Consider the following 16164-nt stretch of genomic DNA (forward strand, 5'->3'; position numbering starts at 1 on the left):
GCACGACGGGGCACGGTACGGCGGTGCGGGGCGCGGCGCTACGAGGCCGGGGGCGGGTACGGCGGTGCGGGGCGGGCCGTACGCGAGGGGGCGCGGGGTGCGCCCTGGCTCCGTGGCCGTGGCCGTGGCGGGTCAGTCCGCCAGGTCGGCCTTGCCGAAGAGGACGGCGAAGCCGCTCGGCAGCTGGCTGATGATCTGGTTGAGCTCCCCGCCGGACACGGCGTCGGCCAGGGTGGACAGGACGGCGCTCGCGTCCCACTGCGCGGTGCGGGGCCTGGCCCCGGTGCGCTCGCCGACGCGCCGGTAGAACTCCTCGATCCCGAAGCGGTCGGTCGGCCGGTCGCCGTCGGCGTCGGCGTCGGCGTCGGCGTCGGCGGTCAGCACGTCACCGAGGTCGCCGGGCAGCTGCGCCGCCAGGTCGGCCGCCTCACCGGGGGTGATGCGGTGGCCCAGCACCTCCAGCACGGCCCGGGTGATGTGCGCGGCCTCTTCCTGGTCGCGGTATTCGCCACGCTCCCGCACGCGGGCGAGGAACTCGTCGTGCCGCATCGGTGTTCTTCCCTCCTGCCGTACGGCTCCGGGAGAGCCGCCCCCGTCACCGTAGGACCGGCGGGGGCGCCCCGCACATCAGGACCGCCGTTCGCGGGAGCCGCCGGGGCGGCGGGGCCGCTCGTGCTCGCGCCGCGACGGCCCGGCGGCTCCGCGCGGGTCAGCCCGCCCCGGCGCCCGCGCCCCGGCCGAGGGAGGCGCGGAGCCGGTCGTACCGGTCCACGTCCGTCCACACGTCCCTCGGGTGCGGGCGCGAGACGTACCAGGCCCACAGGCTCGCGCCGAGGGCGGCCGTCAGCGGGATGAGCAGCCACAGAAGCGGCTCCATGAGGGGTCCCCCCTTCGCAGTCGTCAGTCGTCAGTCGTCATCGTCGGTCACCGGTCACGGTCACGGGGCGTCGCCCCTGCGCGCGACCCGGGCCGCCGCCGCCGCGACCCGTCGGCGCGGGTGGCACCTGCGGCGCGGCGGCGCGGGGCCCGCGGCCGGTGCTGCCGCGGGCCCGGGTCGCCTGCCCGTCAGGAGCGGATCGCCCTGCGGCCGGAGCCGCCGATCTCGATCCTGCGGGGCTTGGCGCGCTCGGCCACCGGAACCTTCACGCGCAGCACACCGGCGTCGTACGTCGCCTCGATGCCGTCCGGGTCGAGCGCGTCGCCCAGGAACAGACGCCTGGTGAACGTACCGGTGGGCCGCTCGGCGAAGAGCGGATCGCCGCCCTCCGGGACGGCCGACGCGCGCTCGGCCGTCACCGTCAGCGCGTCCTTCTCCACCTGGAGGTCCACCGATTCGGGGTCCACGCCGGGCAGGTCGAACGCGACCCGCACCGCGTCGTCCGTGCGCCAGGCGTCCATCGGGACACCGCCCGTCCGGCCGGTCGGACCGGTCGGACCGGACGCGCCGAAGAGGTCCCGCGTGAGGCGGTCCACTTCACGGAAGGGATCGGTCCGCATGAGCATCTCGTCCTCGCCTCCTCGCACACGTGTCGTACCGATGCTCCTCAGCGATAGTCCTTATATAGCGCGCGGCATGGTTGTTGACAAGTATCGACTCAAGTTTCTGGTGGCGCCCCGCATAGGGTGCCGGTCACCCTCGCGCGCCCCCGCGCCCGCCGCCTCCGGCGTCCCGGGCGGTCGGCGTGGGCGGGGCCGCCGACGGGAGGCATCGGGGGCGGCGGGGTGGGCACCCGTGCGGCGGAACGCAACCGGGTGACGCTCAGGAGGACGCCGTGGCCACCGGCCCGCCCATGAACGACGGCGCCGACCGGAGGCGCGCCGACGACTCCGGCGGCTCCGACGGCCTCGAGGCCCGCTTCGGCGGGGCGCTGGAGGACGTGTCCGCCGCCAGGCTGGTCGCCGACCGCTATCTGGACGCCCTGGAGCGCACGGCCGCCCCGGCGGTGCCGGACCACCGCGACGACGTGCTGCTCGTCGTGACCGAGCTGGCGGGCAACGCCGTCCAGTACGCGCCCGGCCCGTTCTCGCTGCGGCTGCGGCGGACCTTCGACGGGGTCCACGTCGTCGTACGGGACAGCAATCCGCACCCGCCGGTCCCCCGCCCCTGGTCCCCGGCGGACAACACGGGGGCCGTCGGCTGGTACCTGGTGAACGCGCTGGCCACCCAGGTGTCGGTGCTGACCCGGCCGGAGGGCAAGGACGTGCACGTCTTCCTGCCGTGGTGAGGCGGCTCACCCGGACGGACCGGCAGCGGCGGCGGGCGGGGCGCGGGCGTGCTGGGGTGGAGTCAAGCGTCGTCCACCGCACGGAGAGCCGCCATGTACGAAATGCGCATCGGTACGGCCGCCACCGGTACCGGATTGGTGTGGCATGTCGTCGGCCACGACCAGTCCTCCGCGCTCTGCGGCCAGCCCCTCCAGGAGGCGAGCGACGAGACGGACCGGCACTGCCTGTCGTGCATGTCGGTGTTCCAGGAGCTGATGCAGCGCCCAGGCCGGGCCGCGGCCACCTGAGCGGCTCCACCGGCTGACGCCCGGCCCCGTATCGCCCCCTGACGTGCCCGTGTACCTCTCCGGTACGCGGGCACGTTCGCGTACCGGCGCCGACGGTCATGGCAGCTACGGGCCGCCGGTCCGCCTCGTCGGCAGGTCGTGGCCCGTGGGTCTGTGGGGTCGGGTGTGCTTCGTGGGGCGTGAGTGTGTGATCGGCGCACCTGTGCCCGGACCCCGCCCGGACCGCACCGTGGAGGTGTCCGCGTGTCGCGGTGCACCGTCAGACCGGGGGGTCGCATGGGGTTCGAAGGCGTACGGGCTGGGAGCCCTGCGGAGCAGGAGGTGCTGGAGGGGGTCGTCGCCGGGTTGTGCGCGGAGCTGTTCGCCTGGCTGCCGCGCAGGGACCAGCGGCGCAGAGGCGAGCAGTACCTGCGGGGGCTGCTGAACGCGCGGGGCCGCAAGTCGGTGCGGAACATCGCCGCGTCGGCCGGGGACGGCGCCGCCGAGCAGAGCCTCCACCACTTCGTCTCCGTGTCCCCCTGGGACTGGGCGCAGGTGCGGGCCGCCCTCGCCCGGTATGTGGAGCGGGAGCTGGGACCGCGCTGCTGGGTCGTCCGGAGCGTGGTCATCCCGAAGGCGGGCCGTCATTCGGTGGGCGTGGCGCGGCGGTTCGTCCCGAGCGCGGGACATCTGGTCAACAGCCAGGAGGCGTACGGGGTGTGGGCGGCCGGCGACGGCTGGAGCACGCCCGTCAACTGGCGGCTGCGGCTCCCCGGGCAGCGCGTCGGCGGGACGCCCCGGGGTGTCGTCGCGGTGGCGGCGCCGGAGTGCGCGGCCGGGGCGGTGCGGGAGGCCGGGGCGTGGACGGACGCGTCCCGGCGCCCGGTCGTGGCCGACCTGCCGGACCTGGAACCCCTGGCGCTCGTACGGGCGTTACGCGAGGCGGGGCTGCCGTTCGTCGTGCCCGTACCGGAGTCGGTGGTGGTCGCCGCCGAGGACCCGGCGCTGGGCCGGATCGCTGCCGGGCCGCTTCCGGCGGGGCGGCTGCTGCGGCTCGCCGGGCCGCTGCGGAGGCCCGTGACCTGGGTGGAGCCGGTGACGGGGCGGACGCGGGCGGGGCTCGTGGCGGGGGTGCGGGTGGCTCTGCCGGGGGCGGGGCCCGCGCTGCTGCTGGGCGTGTGGGACGGGGGCGCGGCGGGGGCCGGGGCCGGGGTGCTCGGCGGGCCGGTGCGCTGCTGGCTCACCGGGGTGCCGGGGCGGCCGTGGGGAGAACTGCTGCGGCTGGCGCTGCTGTCGGGGCGGGTCGCCGCCGACTTCGCCGCGACGTCGCTGGACGTGGGCCTGGCGGACTTCGAGGGCCGTTCGTACGGCGGCTGGCACCGGCACACGACCCTGGCGTCCGCCGCGCAGGCCGCCCGCACCCTCACGGCGGCCCACCGGGCCGCCGCCGCGCCGGGCGGTCAGCCGATGGCGCGGTCGGGCTGATCGCGGCGCCGGACGAGGGCCTGCCGGGTGCGCCACAGCTGGAGGGCGAGCTGCACCTCCAGGGCGCGGGAGGGTTCCTGCCAGCCGGGGCTGAGGAGTTCGGTGACGCGTTCCAGGCGCCGCGACACCGTGTTGGGGTGGACGTGGAGGGTCTCGGCGGCGCGGCTGGGGCTGCACGCGGAGGCGAAGTACGCCTCCAGGGTGCGGGCCAGCTCGGTGCACTGCTGGGTGTCGTAGTCGAGGACGGGCCCGATGGCGCGGCGGACGAACCCGACCGTGTTGGGGCTGTCGGAGAGCAGCAGCCCGAGGAACCCGAGCTCGCGCGGGGACGCGGCGACCCCCACCCCGCCCAGCGCGGTGACCGCCTCCAGGCAGCGGCGGGCCTCCCGGTGGGCGGCGACGATCCCGGCAGGGTCGGTCGCCGGGCCGGCGGAGCCCACGGTCACCGGGCGGCCCAGCACCGCCGACAGCTCCGCCGACAGCGCCTCGCCCGCCGAGCCCGGGTCCGTGCCGGGCAGCATCATCACCAGGCAGTCGCCGTCCACGGCCTTCAGCCCCGAGGTGCGGTACGCGTACGAGGACGCCCACACGGCCGCCCGGCCACCCGTGCCGCCCTCGGGGCGGGCGACCACGAGGACGTGCGGCCGGTCCAGGTCCACGTCGAGCCGCCGGGCCCGCTCGGCGAGCTGCTCGGGCGGGGCGTCACCGCCCTTGAGCAGGTCCCCGAACAGCAGGTCGCGCACCCGCCCGTCCGTCCCGGCGCTGCGCCGCACCAGCAGGGCCACCGCGAGGGCACGGGCGGCGGTGCGCAGCAGGTCCAGGCCGTGCGCGCCGAGCGGCGCCGCCGGGACGACATGGAGGGTGCCGAGCAGTTCGTCGCCCGCGGTGGCCGGGCACACCCAGCCGCCGCCACCGGACCGTACGGGCCGCCCCTCCGCGTGCGCGTCGAGGACCCGGGCCAGCAGTCCGGGCGCGCCGGGCTCGTCGGGGGCGGCGCCCACGGCGGCGAGTCTGCGCCCGGCGGGGTCGCGCACCAGCAGCTCCGGCACGCCGAGCAGTTCGGCCGCCTCCATGGCGACGGCCTGGAGGTCGCGGCCCGTGAGGACCAGGTCGAGCAGCCGGTCGAGGACCTGGCGGGAGGTGCGGGCGGCGGCCAGGCCCTGCCGCGCCCGGGCGGCGCCGGAGGCCAGGGCGCCGTTCTCGGCGCGGGTGCGCTCCAGCAGCCGCGCCCGGTCCAGGGCGGCGGCGGCCAGGTCGCCCAGCGCGCTCATCAGGGCCGTCTCGTCCGGGGTGAAGTGGCGTACGCGCCGGTCGGCGACGTACAGGACGCCGGAGGCCGTCTCCTGCCCGCCCGCCCCCTCCGTCCGCAGCGGCACCGCCATCACCGCGTGCAGCCCTTCGGCGTGCGCCAGGTCGTCCAGGGCCGGGACGTGGGCGAAGGCGTCGTCGTGGAGGTGGTCGGCGGTCCAGAACGGGCCCCTTCGCCGGGTCGCCCCGCGCCCGGCCCCGCCGAGCGCGGGTACCACGCAGCCCAGGGTGTCGGCGGTCACGTGGCCGTCGGACGCGCACACCCGGGAGCGGCGCCCGTCGGGGTCGTGGAGGGCCACCCACGCCATGTCGGCGCCCAGCAGCAGCCGCGCCCGCCGGACGACGGTCTTCAGCACACCGTCAGGACCGTACGGGAGGGACAGGTCGCGGGCCGTGTCGACGAGCGCCGCGAGCCCCGACTCCCGCTGCCGCCGCCGGTCCAGCCGGTCCCGCACGGCGAGGGCGGCGTCCTTGGCGCGGACCAGTCGCCGCAGGCCGGCCGGGGACGCCCCGGAGCGCCGGGCGTCTGCGACGACCTGGTCGAAGGCGCTGTCCGGGGCTTCGCGGCCGAGGAGTTCGAGGAGTTCGAGGAAGGTAGAGAGATCGGATTCCGACGACGCCCGGTCGTCCGCCGCCACACAAACCCCCCGAGTCGTCCCGCCACTCCGACCGGCCGAAAGTAATACGCTAGGTGAAGATCGGTCAACGGCTTGTTGATGAACGGCCGTTCACCTCCGGGTGCCGTCGCCTTCCCGGCGGGCGCTCCCGGTCAGTCGGTGAGCGGGTCGTCGAGCACCCGCCGCAGGACCCGCTCCTGGAAGCCGTCCGGGTCGGGGCTGGACAGTCCCGCCATGGTCGCGAGCGCCTTCCACAGGGCCCAGCCGCGCGCCCGGCGCCACGCGTCGTGGGGGAGGCCGGCCGCCTCGCGGAAGACCCCCGCTCCTCGCCGGTGAAGTACGTCCACGCCATCACGAGGTCGCACGCCGGGTCGCCGGTGCCGCAGGTGCCGAAGTCGATGACGGCGGACAGGCGGCCGCCGGCGGTCAGCAGATTGCCGACGGCGACGTCGCCGTGGAACCACGTCGGCGGCGCGTCCCAGGACGAGCGGAGGGCGTCCTCCCAGACGGCGCGGCAGGCGGCCGCGTCCACCCTGTCCCCGAGCGTGTCGAGGGCGCGCCGGACCTGGTCGCCGTAGACGCCGGGGTGACGGCCCCGGTAGTACGAGTGGTGGCCCGCGGCCGGTCCGTGCTCGTCCGGGACCTCGCGGAGGCCGGTCAGGAACGCGCCGAGGTCACGGGCCAGTCGGGCGCGGTCGATGTCCAGGGCCGCCTCGACGGTGTCCCCCGGCAGCCAGCGCCGCACCGACCAGGGGTACGGGTACCCGGCTCCCGGGCGGCCGGTCGCCACCACATGCGGGACGGGCATCGTCAGATGCCGGGCCAGCACCGGCAGGCAGCGGTCCTCCTTCTCGACGGCGGCCACATAGCCCTCGGCGCTGGGCAGGCGCACGGCCAGCTCGTCGCCGAGCCGGAAGGTCCGGTTGTCCCAGCCCTGCCGGGCGACCGGCCGCACCGGCAGGCCGCCCCACTCGGGGAACTGCTCGGCGACCAGGGCGCGTACGAGATCACTGTCGATGTCCGTCACAGCCCCCACCCTGCGTCAGCCGCCGCCACCCGCACAACGGGGTTTCAGGGGCGGGCCGGTGCCGGGTCGTCCCGGGGCGGGGCGGGCTCGTCCCGGGGCGGTACGCCGTCGTCGGTGACCCGGCCGTGGGGCGCGGGCCCCGGGTCCGGGGGCGGGGCGCCCACCGCCGAGAAGACGACCGCGCCGAGGAGCACGGCCGTCAGCCCGTACACGGCGCGGGTGAGGGCACGCACGCGGCGTTCGCTGCCGGTGCGCACCGAACGGGCCAGCGGCAGCGTCGCGGTGGACACGGAGGCGACCAGCTCGCTCAGCCACGCGCGAAGGTCGTCCGGGTCGGCGAAACCGGCGACCTCGCGGGCCAGGCCGGCCCGCGCGTGCCGAAGGCGGCTCACCGTGGCGGGAACACTGGCCGCGCACTCCTCGGCGGCCTCCTCGACGCTCAGCCCCAGGCCGTCGCAGAGCAGGACGGTACGGCGGTACGGCGGCGGCAGCTCCAACAGGGCGCGGTGCGCCGGGTCGGCGGGCGGCGTCACGGGGCGGCGTGGGCGGCGCCGGTACCGGTGCCAGGGGGCGAGCGCGTACTCGTACGCCTGCGCCCGCACCCAGGCGACCGGGTCGGGGTCGTGCGAGACCTCCGGCCAGTGCTCCCAGGCGCGTTGGAAGGCGTGCTCGACGGAGTCGAAGGCGTGCCTGCGGCGCCCCGTGAGCAGATACGTCTGGTGCACCAGGGCGGGGGCGACCTCGGCGTAGAGCGTGTCGAAGGACTCGACGGGGGTCGGTGCGGGCGGCGTCGGCGGGGCGGACTCGGCGGAGGCGGACTCAGCCGAGGGGGACTCGGCGGAGGGCGAATCGGGGGACGGTGACTCGGTGGACCGGGACTCGGGGGACGGGGACCGCGCGGGCGGGGACTGGGTGGTGGTGCTCTGGCTCATCGGGTCGGCGACCCACTCCGAACGAAAATGTGCATAGGGGCATCTTGACGTGACATCGACATGATTCGCGCATTGCGCCACGGCTTCGAACGCTGCCGGAAGAAACGTTACTGTCGGCGGCCGGGATTGACGCCCTCTGCCCGGCGGCACGGCGCGGCGCGGCGCGGCGCGGCGGGTGCGACGGTCCGTCGGGCCCGGCGGGGTCGGCCGGTCCGTCGGGGCCGGTGCGTCGGGGCCAGTGCGTCGGGCGGGTCCGGCCGGTCAGTCGCCTCCGGCCGGTCCGTCGGGGCCGGCGGGCCACGTCCGCTGGAGCCGGGTCAGCTCGCGTGCCTCCAGTACACGGGCGAGCTCCGCCATCCGCAGGCCGCGCCGCTCCAGGGCGGCCAGGGTGCGGGCGCCCTCGGCGTGGCGGTTCAGGAGGGTGTCGCCGCGCAGTTCGAGGTCGTCGGGGGCGGCCTCCAGGACGGCGGCGGGCAGTGCGACGGCGGTGTTCCAGCCGACGAGGGCGCCGATGTGACGGCACTCCGGTTCGGTCCACAGCAGACGCGGCGGTTGTGCCCCGGCGGCCCTGAGCACCCGCCACCAGGGGCTCGCCAGGCGCTCCTCGCGCAGCCGGAACACCTGCCGGGCCACGGCGAGGGCGACCGCGCACCACGGCCCGCCGCCCGCGTCGCCGCACGGCGGTCGGCCGAGCAGGGCGCGGGCGGCCGCGTCGAGCGGGCCCACCGGGAAGGACGTGACGCAGCCGAGGCCGTGGAGGGACAGCCCGGCGGCGAGGGCGCGTTCCATGCCGGTGAAGTAGGCGTCGAGGACGCGGGCGTAGCGCTCGGCGCCGAAGATCAGGGTGACGTCCACGCCGACGCCCTCGGCGAGGCAGTCGCTGAGGGCCGTCATCCCCGCCGGGGTGGCGGGGATGCGGACGAGCAGGTTGGCGCGGCCCACGGCACGGCGCAGCGCGCGGGCGGCGGCGGTCAGGACCCGCGCGTCGTGGGCGGCGCGCGGATCGACCGGTACGGAGACGTGCCCGTGGCGTCCATCGGTCAGGCGGTGGACGCGGAGCAGCGCGTCGCAGGCCCGTCGGGCGGCGCCGGGTGAGGAGGGCGGGACCAGTGCGCCGACGAACGGCAGCGGGGGTTCGGGGATGGCCGGTTCCGAGCGGTCGGACGGCGGAACGGACGGCAGGGCCGGAGGCTGGACCGGGCACCCGGCGGGCGGCTGGGCCGGCTGTCCGATGGGCGGCTGGGCTAGGGGCGGGACCGGCTGCCCGGTGGACGGCCGCACCGGGGGCCCGGTGAGGGCCCGCCCGCGGTCCCCGACGGGCGGGGAGCCGGGCCTCCCGGTTGGCGGTGGGGCGGGCTGCCCGGGGGTGGCGGGTGGCGGTCCCGGGGCCTCCCGGAGCGGTCCGGGGCCCTCCCGGAGCCGTCCGGAGGCTTCGTGGAGCGGTCCGGGGGCCTGGTGGGCGGCCCCGGCCTGGCGTGCGGTCCCGTCACGGGCGGGCGCGGGCCCGCCGTGCGGCGCGTCGGCCGGGTGGGAGGCCGCCGCGCAGGACGCCCAGGGGGCGACGCCCTCGGCGGACAGCCGCTGGAGCAGCGCCGAGGCGGATTCCCTCTTCATGGTCCGACCCTAGGGGCCCGCCCGGCGCCCGGGGAGTGGAACGGTACGTCTCTGTCACCTCGCTGCGGACCGCACGGCGGGGGGTCGGTTTTCGGCCGAGTGTGTGACGTGTGAAACCAGTGTTGCGGGAAGGGTCGTCGTGACGGTTGTCGTCCTGCTGTCGAGGTAAAGGGGCCTCCTTCGTGAAATCCACCGGTGCACGTCCGAACCGCCGTGCCGTCCTCGCCACGGGCGTGGGGGCCGCGCTGGCCGCCGCCGTGGCGGTGACCGGGCCCGCGCACGCCGCGTCAGCCCCCTCGGCGACGGGTCGGGGCGCGCGCGTCGAGGGTCTCCTGCGGGCGCTGGAGCTGACGCACGACGCGCGGCTCGGCGCGTTCGCGTACGACACGGGCACCGGGCGCACGGTGGCGTACCGGGCGGACGAGCGCTTCCCGATGGCGTCGCTCTTCAAGACGATCGCCGTCGCCGCCGTGCTGCGGGACCTGGACCGCGACGGTGAGGTGCTCGCCCGGCGCGTCCACTACACGGCCCAGTACGTGAAGGACTCGGGCTACTCCCCCGTCACCGAGCTGCCGGAGAACGTGGCGAACGGGATGACCGTCGCCGAGCTCTGCGACGCCACGATCACCCGCAGCGACAACGCGGCGGGCAACCTGCTGCTGCGCGAGCTGGGCGGGCCGACCTCGGTGACCCGGTTCTGCCGGTCGATCGGCGACGACGTCACCCGGCTGGACCGCTGGGAGCCGGACCTGAACTCGGCGGAGCCCTGGCGGGTCACCGACACGACCACGCCGCGCGCCATCGGCCGCACGTACGGGCGGCTCGTCCTCGGCAACGTGCTGCCCGCGCACGACCGCGAGCGGCTGACGCGGTGGATGCTGGCCAACCAGACGAGCGACGAGCGGTTCCGCAAGGGCCTGCCCGAGGACTGGCTGCTGGCGGACAAGACCGGCGGCGGCGGATACGGCAGCAACAACAACGCGGGTGTCGCCTGGCCGCCCGGACGGCCGCCCGTCGTGCTTGCCGTCCAGACGACCCGGTTCACGCCGGACGCCACGGCCGACAACGAGCTGGTCGCCGAGGCGGCGCGGCTGCTCGCGGAGGCCATGAGCTGAGCCGGGGGCTGAACCACGGGCCGGTCGGGCCCGGCGCGGCGCCGGAGGGGTGCGCCGCGCCTGCGCCCCGGCCGTCCTCGGGCGGGGCGCAGGCGCGGGTCGGGACGGCGGGCGGGGGCGGGACCGGCGGACACGCGACGGTAGGCGCGGCAGGCGGGCGGGCGCAGGAGCACTGGGGGCGGGCGCGCCGGGCGCAGGCGCTGCGGGCAGGCGGTGGAGGCGTGGCGGGCAGGGCGCGCCGAGCGGGCGGCGGGCAGGCCGTCGCAGGCGTGGCGGGCGGGCGGGCGTGCCCCTCATGGCCCTGTATGGCCGTACCCGGCGGCCGGGGCGGGGTCATGATGGGCGGTGGAGCCCGTTCCTCGCGCCCGCGCCGGTGTGCCCCCGGAGATTCAGGGCACCCGCCGGGCGCCGACGCAAGGAGACGCCGCCATGAGCCCAGGCACGGACCGCAGCCCGGTGGTTCCCGCGCTGCGGTCCGCGCGTGCCGTCGTGTTCGACACGGACGGGGTGCTCACCGACTCGGCGCGGGTCCACGCGGCGGCGTGGAAGGACGCCTTCGACGCCCATCTGGAAGCCCTGCCGCCCGGCGCCGCGAACGCCCCGGCCCGGCGCCCCTTCGACGCGGCCGAGGAGTACCGGAGGTACGTGGACGGGCGCTCTCGGCGGGACGGGGCGGAGGCGTTCCTCGCGGCGCGGGGACTGCCCGCCGGTCCGGCCGCCGTGGAGGCCGTCGCCGCCGACAAGGAGCGCCGCTTCACCGAACGGCTGCGGGCCCGCCCGGTGGACGCCTACCCGGGCTCGGTGCGGCTGCTGCGGGCGCTGCGCGGGGCGGGGGTGCCGATGGCGGCGGCCTCGGCGTCCCGGCACGCCCGTGAGCTGCTGGAGGGCGCGGGTCTCCTCGACCTGTTCGACGCGGTGGTGGACGGGGTGGAGTCGGCCCGGCTGGGGCTGCCCGGCAAGCCCGATCCGGCGCTGTTCCTGGAGGCCGCGCGGCGGCTGGGCGTGCCGGCGGGCGAGTGCGCGCTGGTGGAGGACGCTCTCGCGGGCGTGGAAGCGGGGCGGCGGGGCCGGTTCGGACTGGTCGTGGGCGTGGACCGGTCGCCAAACGCGGGACCCGGTGCCGGTACGGGCGCGGCGGACGCGTTGCGGCGGCACGGCGCCGACCTCGTCGTCAGGGACCTCGCGGAGCTGCTCGCCGTACGGGAGGGACAGCCGTCATGAGCGACTGGACATGGGAGTTCGAGGGGTACGCCGCCGATCAGGAGGCGCTGCGGGAGGCGCTGTGCACCCTCGGCAACGGCTACTTCGCCACGCGCGGCGCGCTCCCGGAGTGCGAGGCGGACGGCACCCACTACCCGGGGACGTACGTCGCGGGCTGCTACGACCGGCTCAGGTCGGAGGTGGCCGGGCGGAGCGTCGAGAACGAGGACGTGGTGAACCTGCCGAACTGGCTGCCGCTGCGCTACCGGGTGGCCGACGGGCCGGAGCCGGGGCCGTGGCTGGCGCCTGCGCACGAGTTCCTCACCGACCACGCGCTCTCCCTCGACCTGCGCGGCGGGGTGCTGGAGCGGCGCAGCCGGTACGAGGACGACGACGGGCGGCGCCTCGCGGTGCGGCAGCTGCGGCTGGTCCACATGGGCGACCCGCACGTGGCGGCGCTGCGCACCGAGTTCACCGCCGAGAACTGGGCGGGGGCGCTGGAGGTGGAGGCGGCGCTGGACGGGGCGGTCGCGAACACGGGCGTGGCACGGTACCGACAGCTGGCGTCGCGGCACCTGAGGGGCGTGGTGACCGGTGACACGGAGGGCGACCGGGTGTGGCTGTCCTGCCGTACGGCGTCGTCGGAGGTGCGGATCGCGCTGGCCGCGCGGACGACGGCGCCCGAGGACGCCGAGGTGGTGCACGGGCCGGGCCGTGTGACGCAGCGGTACCGGCTGACTCTCCAGCCGGGCGCGACGGTCGTGGTGGACAAGGTGGTGGCGCTGCACACCTCGCACGACCCGGCGATCGCCGACCCGCTGCACGCGGCGGTGGACCGGGTGGGCCGGGCGGACGGCTTCGGCGAGCTGCTGGCGTCGCACAGGACGGCGTGGCAGCAGCTGTGGCGGCGCGCTGAGCTGGAGGTGCCGGACAAGGCGGGCCGCATCCTGCGGCTGCACCTGTTCCACGTGCTGCAGACGCTGTCGCCGCACACCGCCGACCTGGACGTGGGCGTCCCGGCGCGCGGGCTGCACGGGGAGGCGTACCGGGGGCACGTGTTCTGGGACGAGCTGTTCGTGCTGCCGTACCTGAACCTGCACTTCCCCGAGGTGTCGCGGGCCCTGCTGACGTACCGTCACCGCCGTCTCGGCGCGGCGCGGTTCGCGGCGCGGGACGCGGGCCGGTCCGGGGCGATGTACCCGTGGCAGAGCGGCAGCGACGGGCGGGAGGAGACGCAGCGGCTGCACCTCAACCCCCGGTCGGGGCGCTGGCTGCCGGACCACTCGCGCCTCCAGCACCATGTGGGGTCGGCCATCGCGTACAACGTCTGGCGGTACTGGGAGGCGACCGGGGACGACGAGTTCCTGCACACCAAGGGCGCCGAGATGCTGCTGGAGATCGCCCGGTTCTGGGCTGACTCGGCGCAGTGGGACGAGGCGCTCGACCGGTACCGCATCCGCGGGGTGATGGGGCCCGACGAGTACCACGACGCGTATCCGGGGGCGCGGCGGCCGGGCCTGGACGACAACGCGTACACGAACGTGACGGCCGCCTGGGTGCTGGCGCGGGCGCTGGAGCTGATGGCGGAGCTGCCGGAGCCGCGGCGGCGGGAGCTGGAGGAGCGGATCGGGCTGCACCACAGCGAGCTCGCGCTGTGGGAGGACGTGTCGCGGCGGCTGTACGTGCCGTTCCACGACGGGGTGATCAGCCAGTTCCACGGGTACGGGGAGCTGGCCGAGCTGGACTGGGAGGGGCTGCGGCACAAGTACGGGGACATCCGGCGGCTGGACCGCATCCTGGAGGCGGAGGGCGACTCGGTCAACCGCTACCAGGCGTCCAAGCAGGCGGACGTGCTGATGCTCGGCTACCTGTTCCCGCCCGCCGAGTTGCGGGGGCTGCTGCGGCGGCTGGGGCACGTGCTGGACGACGAGACGTGGTGGCGGACCGTCGACTACTACCTGCGGCGCACGAGCCACGGTTCGACGCTGAGCGTGCTGGTGCACGGGTGGGTGCTGGCGCGGGTGCGGCGGGCGGGCGCGTGGGAGTTCTGCCAGGAGGCGCTGGAGGCGGACATCGCGGACGTGCACGGCGGGACGACCGGCGAGGGCATCCACCTGGGGGCGATGGCGGGCACCCTGGACCTGGTGCAGCGGGGGCTGACCGGCCTGGAGACGCGGGGCGGGTCGCTGCGGCTGGACCCGGTGCGGCTCCCGGAGCTGTCGGAGTACGCGTTCACGCTGCGCTTCCACGGGCACTGGGGGGTGCGGCTGCGGATGACGCCGGAGAGCCTGCACGTGGCCGTGCCGGAGTCGGGGGTCGCGCCGATCGACATCGAGCTGCCGGGCACGGCGGTGTCCATCGAGCCGGGCCGCTCGGTGCGGCTGCCGCTGCCGGAGTAGGCGCGCCAGGAGCCGTTCCCGGCCGGTCGCTCACCTCCGCGCGGAGGCGCCGCCCCCACGGGCTCGCGTGGGGGCGCCCGCCCTCAAGGAGTCAGGTCGAGTACGCGGACGCGCTCTCCCACCCCCCGCTGTGGTGCTGTGGTGGCGATGATCGCTCCGTCGGGGCGGTCCGTGGTGGGCTGTGCCGCGTACTGGCCGTGTGCCGTCGCCCATGCCTCGCGGGTACGGGTACGTACCCGTGCCCCGTCAGAGGGAGATCCGCACCACCGAGGCGCATCCGTGGGCCGCGCGATGAGGCCCCGTACGCCCCGCGCGGCCCGTTCCGGCGCGGAGCACACGGCTGGTGAGGGGAATGCGACACGCCGTGTGATCTGCGGACATGACGGTTCGGCGGCCACAACGGGGGGCGCGAGGAGCGGAGTTGGCGCCCCTCCACGGTGGAACGCGCTGACGCAAACCCTTGATCTTCTCGCAGGTTAGGCTAACCTAACTTTCCGTAGGCGGCGGTGGGCCACCCCCACCGCGCCGCCTGCCGTGTGTGTGCCTTGTGCGCCCTGTGCGCCTTGTGCGCCTTGTGCGCGACCCCCGCAACACGACCGAAGGGCATCCGCCATGCCGAACGGTGCGCTGCGCGCCGAGCTTCTCGAGCGCCAGGAGCGACGCGAGTCCTCCGCCCGTACCTACGCCAGCACCCTGCCCGTCGCCCCCGTGCACGCCGCCGGCGCGGTGATCACCGGCGCTGACGGCCGCACCTACCTGGACTGCCTCTCCGGCGCGGGCACCCTCGCGCTCGGGCACAACCACCCGGCCACCGTCGCGGCCCTCCAGTCGGTCCTCGCCTCGGGCGCGCCGCTGCACACTCTGGACATGATCACCCCTCAGAAGGACGCCTTCTCCGGGGAGTTACTCCGTCGGCTGCCCGGCGGTCTAAGGGACACGGCGCGGCTGCACTTCTGCAGCCCCGCCGGTACGGACGCCGTCGAGGCGGCCCTGAAACTGGCCCGGCACGCCACCGGGCGGCGCGGGATCGTCGCCTTCACCGGCGCGTACCACGGGATGACGCTCGGCGCGTCGGCCGTGTCGGGGCCGCCCCGGATGAGCGGCGCGGTCGGCGCGGACGGCGTCCCGGTGACCCGGCTGCCCTACCCGTACGGGATGCGCTGCGCGTTCGGCACGGGCGACTCCGACCGGTCCGGGGAGCTGTCGGCGCGGCTGCTGGAGAGCCTCCTCACGGACCCGAGCAGCGGGGTCGGACCGCCCGCCGCGGTCATCCTGGAGGTCGTGCAGGGCGAGGGCGGCGTCGTGGAGGGCCCGGACGGGTGGCTGCGGGAGGTCCGCCGGATCACCGAGGAGCACGGCGTCGTCCTGGTGATCGACGAGGTGCAGACCGGCATCGGACGCACCGGCCACTACTGGGCCTGCGAACGCGCCGGGGTCACGCCCGACGTGCTGGTCACGTCCAAGGCCGTCGGCGGCGGACTGCCGCTCGCGCTCATCGCGTACCGCCCCGAACTGGACACCTGGCGCCCCGGCCACCACACCGGCACCTTCCGCGGCAACACGCTCGCCATGGTCGCCGGGGAGATCACCCTCCGCACGGTCGCCGAGGAGCAACTGGCCGAGCGCGCGCTGAAACTGGGCGAGCGGATGCGGCGCGGCCTGCGCGAGATCGCCGCCCACGACCCGTCGCTCGGCGAGGTGCGCGGGCGCGGCCTGATGACCGGCGTCGAGCTGGTGGACCTCGACGGCACGCCCGACCGGTACGGCGTCCCGCCCGGCGACCCCGTGCGGGCCCGCGCGGTCCGCGCGGCCTGCCTCGACCTCGGGCTGATCCTGGAGCTCGGCGGCCGTGACGACACGGTCGTACGGCTGCTGCCGCCGCTGGTCCTCACCGAGGAGCAGGCCGACTCCGTCGTGGAGCGCCTCGCCGCCGCCCTGGAGAGCACCCGGTGACCCGCGACGACCACATATCCGG

14 protein-coding genes are annotated in these 16164 nt (G+C 76.2%); 7 read left to right on the forward strand and 7 right to left on the reverse strand.

Annotation, left to right across the window (positions count from 1 at the left end; all coding sequences use genetic code 11):
* Window positions 1–132 precede the first annotated feature (132 nt).
* From J116_RS03880 to J116_RS03885, 3 genes are all read right to left on the reverse strand, one after another.
* A complete protein-coding gene (locus tag J116_RS03880; protein WP_023590663.1) occupies window positions 133–549 on the reverse strand; it encodes a DUF2267 domain-containing protein in 417 nt (138 codons plus the stop codon).
* A gap of 160 nt (window positions 550–709) precedes the next feature.
* The gene (locus J116_RS30065; RefSeq protein WP_023590662.1) at window positions 710–877 is read right to left on the reverse strand and encodes a hypothetical protein; all 168 of its coding nucleotides are present in this window, start codon (window positions 875–877) and stop codon (window positions 710–712) included.
* A 188-nt stretch (window positions 878–1065) separates the two neighbouring features.
* Window positions 1066–1503, reverse strand: coding sequence for an Hsp20/alpha crystallin family protein (locus tag J116_RS03885; RefSeq protein WP_023590661.1), 438 nt, complete (start codon window positions 1501–1503; stop codon window positions 1066–1068).
* Window positions 1504–1790: 287 nt separating this feature from the next.
* Between J116_RS03885 and J116_RS03890 the strand changes: the two genes are divergently transcribed.
* The 3 genes from J116_RS03890 to J116_RS03900 all read left to right on the forward strand — a co-directional run bounded on the left by J116_RS03890 (window position 1791) and on the right by J116_RS03900 (window position 3977).
* Entirely contained in the window at window positions 1791–2225 is a 435-nt protein-coding gene (locus J116_RS03890; RefSeq protein WP_028964686.1) for an ATP-binding protein, read from the forward strand.
* Between the two features lie 93 nt (window positions 2226–2318).
* Window positions 2319–2513 carry a hypothetical protein gene (locus J116_RS03895; RefSeq protein WP_028964685.1) on the forward strand — a complete coding sequence of 65 codons (195 nt, stop codon included), beginning with the start codon at window positions 2319–2321 and terminating at the stop codon, window positions 2511–2513.
* Window positions 2514–2789: 276 nt separating this feature from the next.
* A complete protein-coding gene (locus tag J116_RS03900; protein ID WP_069818283.1) occupies window positions 2790–3977 on the forward strand; it encodes an IS701 family transposase in 1188 nt (395 codons plus the stop codon).
* Here J116_RS03900 and J116_RS03905 read toward each other — a convergent pair.
* From J116_RS03905 to J116_RS03920, 4 genes are all read right to left on the reverse strand, one after another.
* Window positions 3953–5923 (reverse strand): helix-turn-helix domain-containing protein, encoded by a 1971-nt coding sequence (locus tag J116_RS03905; RefSeq protein ID WP_023590658.1) that lies wholly within the window; start codon window positions 5921–5923, stop codon window positions 3953–3955. The two genes, J116_RS03900 and J116_RS03905, sit on opposite strands and share 25 nt — an antisense overlap.
* A gap of 64 nt (window positions 5924–5987) precedes the next feature.
* Entirely contained in the window at window positions 5988–6929 is a 942-nt protein-coding gene (locus J116_RS03910) for an aminoglycoside phosphotransferase family protein (RefSeq protein WP_235617305.1), read from the reverse strand.
* Between the two features lie 44 nt (window positions 6930–6973).
* A complete protein-coding gene (locus J116_RS03915) occupies window positions 6974–7861 on the reverse strand; it encodes a sigma factor-like helix-turn-helix DNA-binding protein (protein WP_023590657.1) in 888 nt (295 codons plus the stop codon).
* 261 nt (window positions 7862–8122) lie between these two features.
* Complete coding sequence (locus J116_RS03920) at window positions 8123–9475, reverse strand: transaldolase family protein (protein WP_051203975.1); 1353 nt, start codon at window positions 9473–9475, stop codon at window positions 8123–8125.
* Between the two features lie 182 nt (window positions 9476–9657).
* Between J116_RS03920 and bla the strand changes: the two genes are divergently transcribed.
* From bla to J116_RS03940, 4 genes are all read left to right on the forward strand, one after another.
* On the forward strand, window positions 9658–10590 hold the full coding sequence (gene bla / locus J116_RS03925; protein ID WP_023590655.1) for a class A beta-lactamase: 933 nt from the start codon (window positions 9658–9660) through the stop codon (window positions 10588–10590).
* Window positions 10591–11019: 429 nt separating this feature from the next.
* Window positions 11020–11811: an HAD family hydrolase gene (locus J116_RS03930; protein ID WP_023590654.1), complete on the forward strand. Its 792-nt coding sequence runs from the start codon at window positions 11020–11022 to the stop codon at window positions 11809–11811.
* On the forward strand, window positions 11808–14189 hold the full coding sequence (locus J116_RS03935; protein ID WP_023590653.1) for a glycoside hydrolase family 65 protein: 2382 nt from the start codon (window positions 11808–11810) through the stop codon (window positions 14187–14189). The genes J116_RS03930 and J116_RS03935 overlap by 4 nt, the downstream gene beginning before the upstream one ends.
* 612 nt (window positions 14190–14801) lie before the next feature.
* Entirely contained in the window at window positions 14802–16142 is a 1341-nt protein-coding gene (locus J116_RS03940; protein WP_023590652.1) for a diaminobutyrate--2-oxoglutarate transaminase family protein, read from the forward strand.
* The last annotated feature ends 22 nt before the right edge of the window (window positions 16143–16164 follow it).

Source organism: Streptomyces thermolilacinus SPC6 (assembly GCF_000478605.2).
Lineage (GTDB): Bacteria > Actinomycetota > Actinomycetes > Streptomycetales > Streptomycetaceae > Streptomyces > Streptomyces thermolilacinus.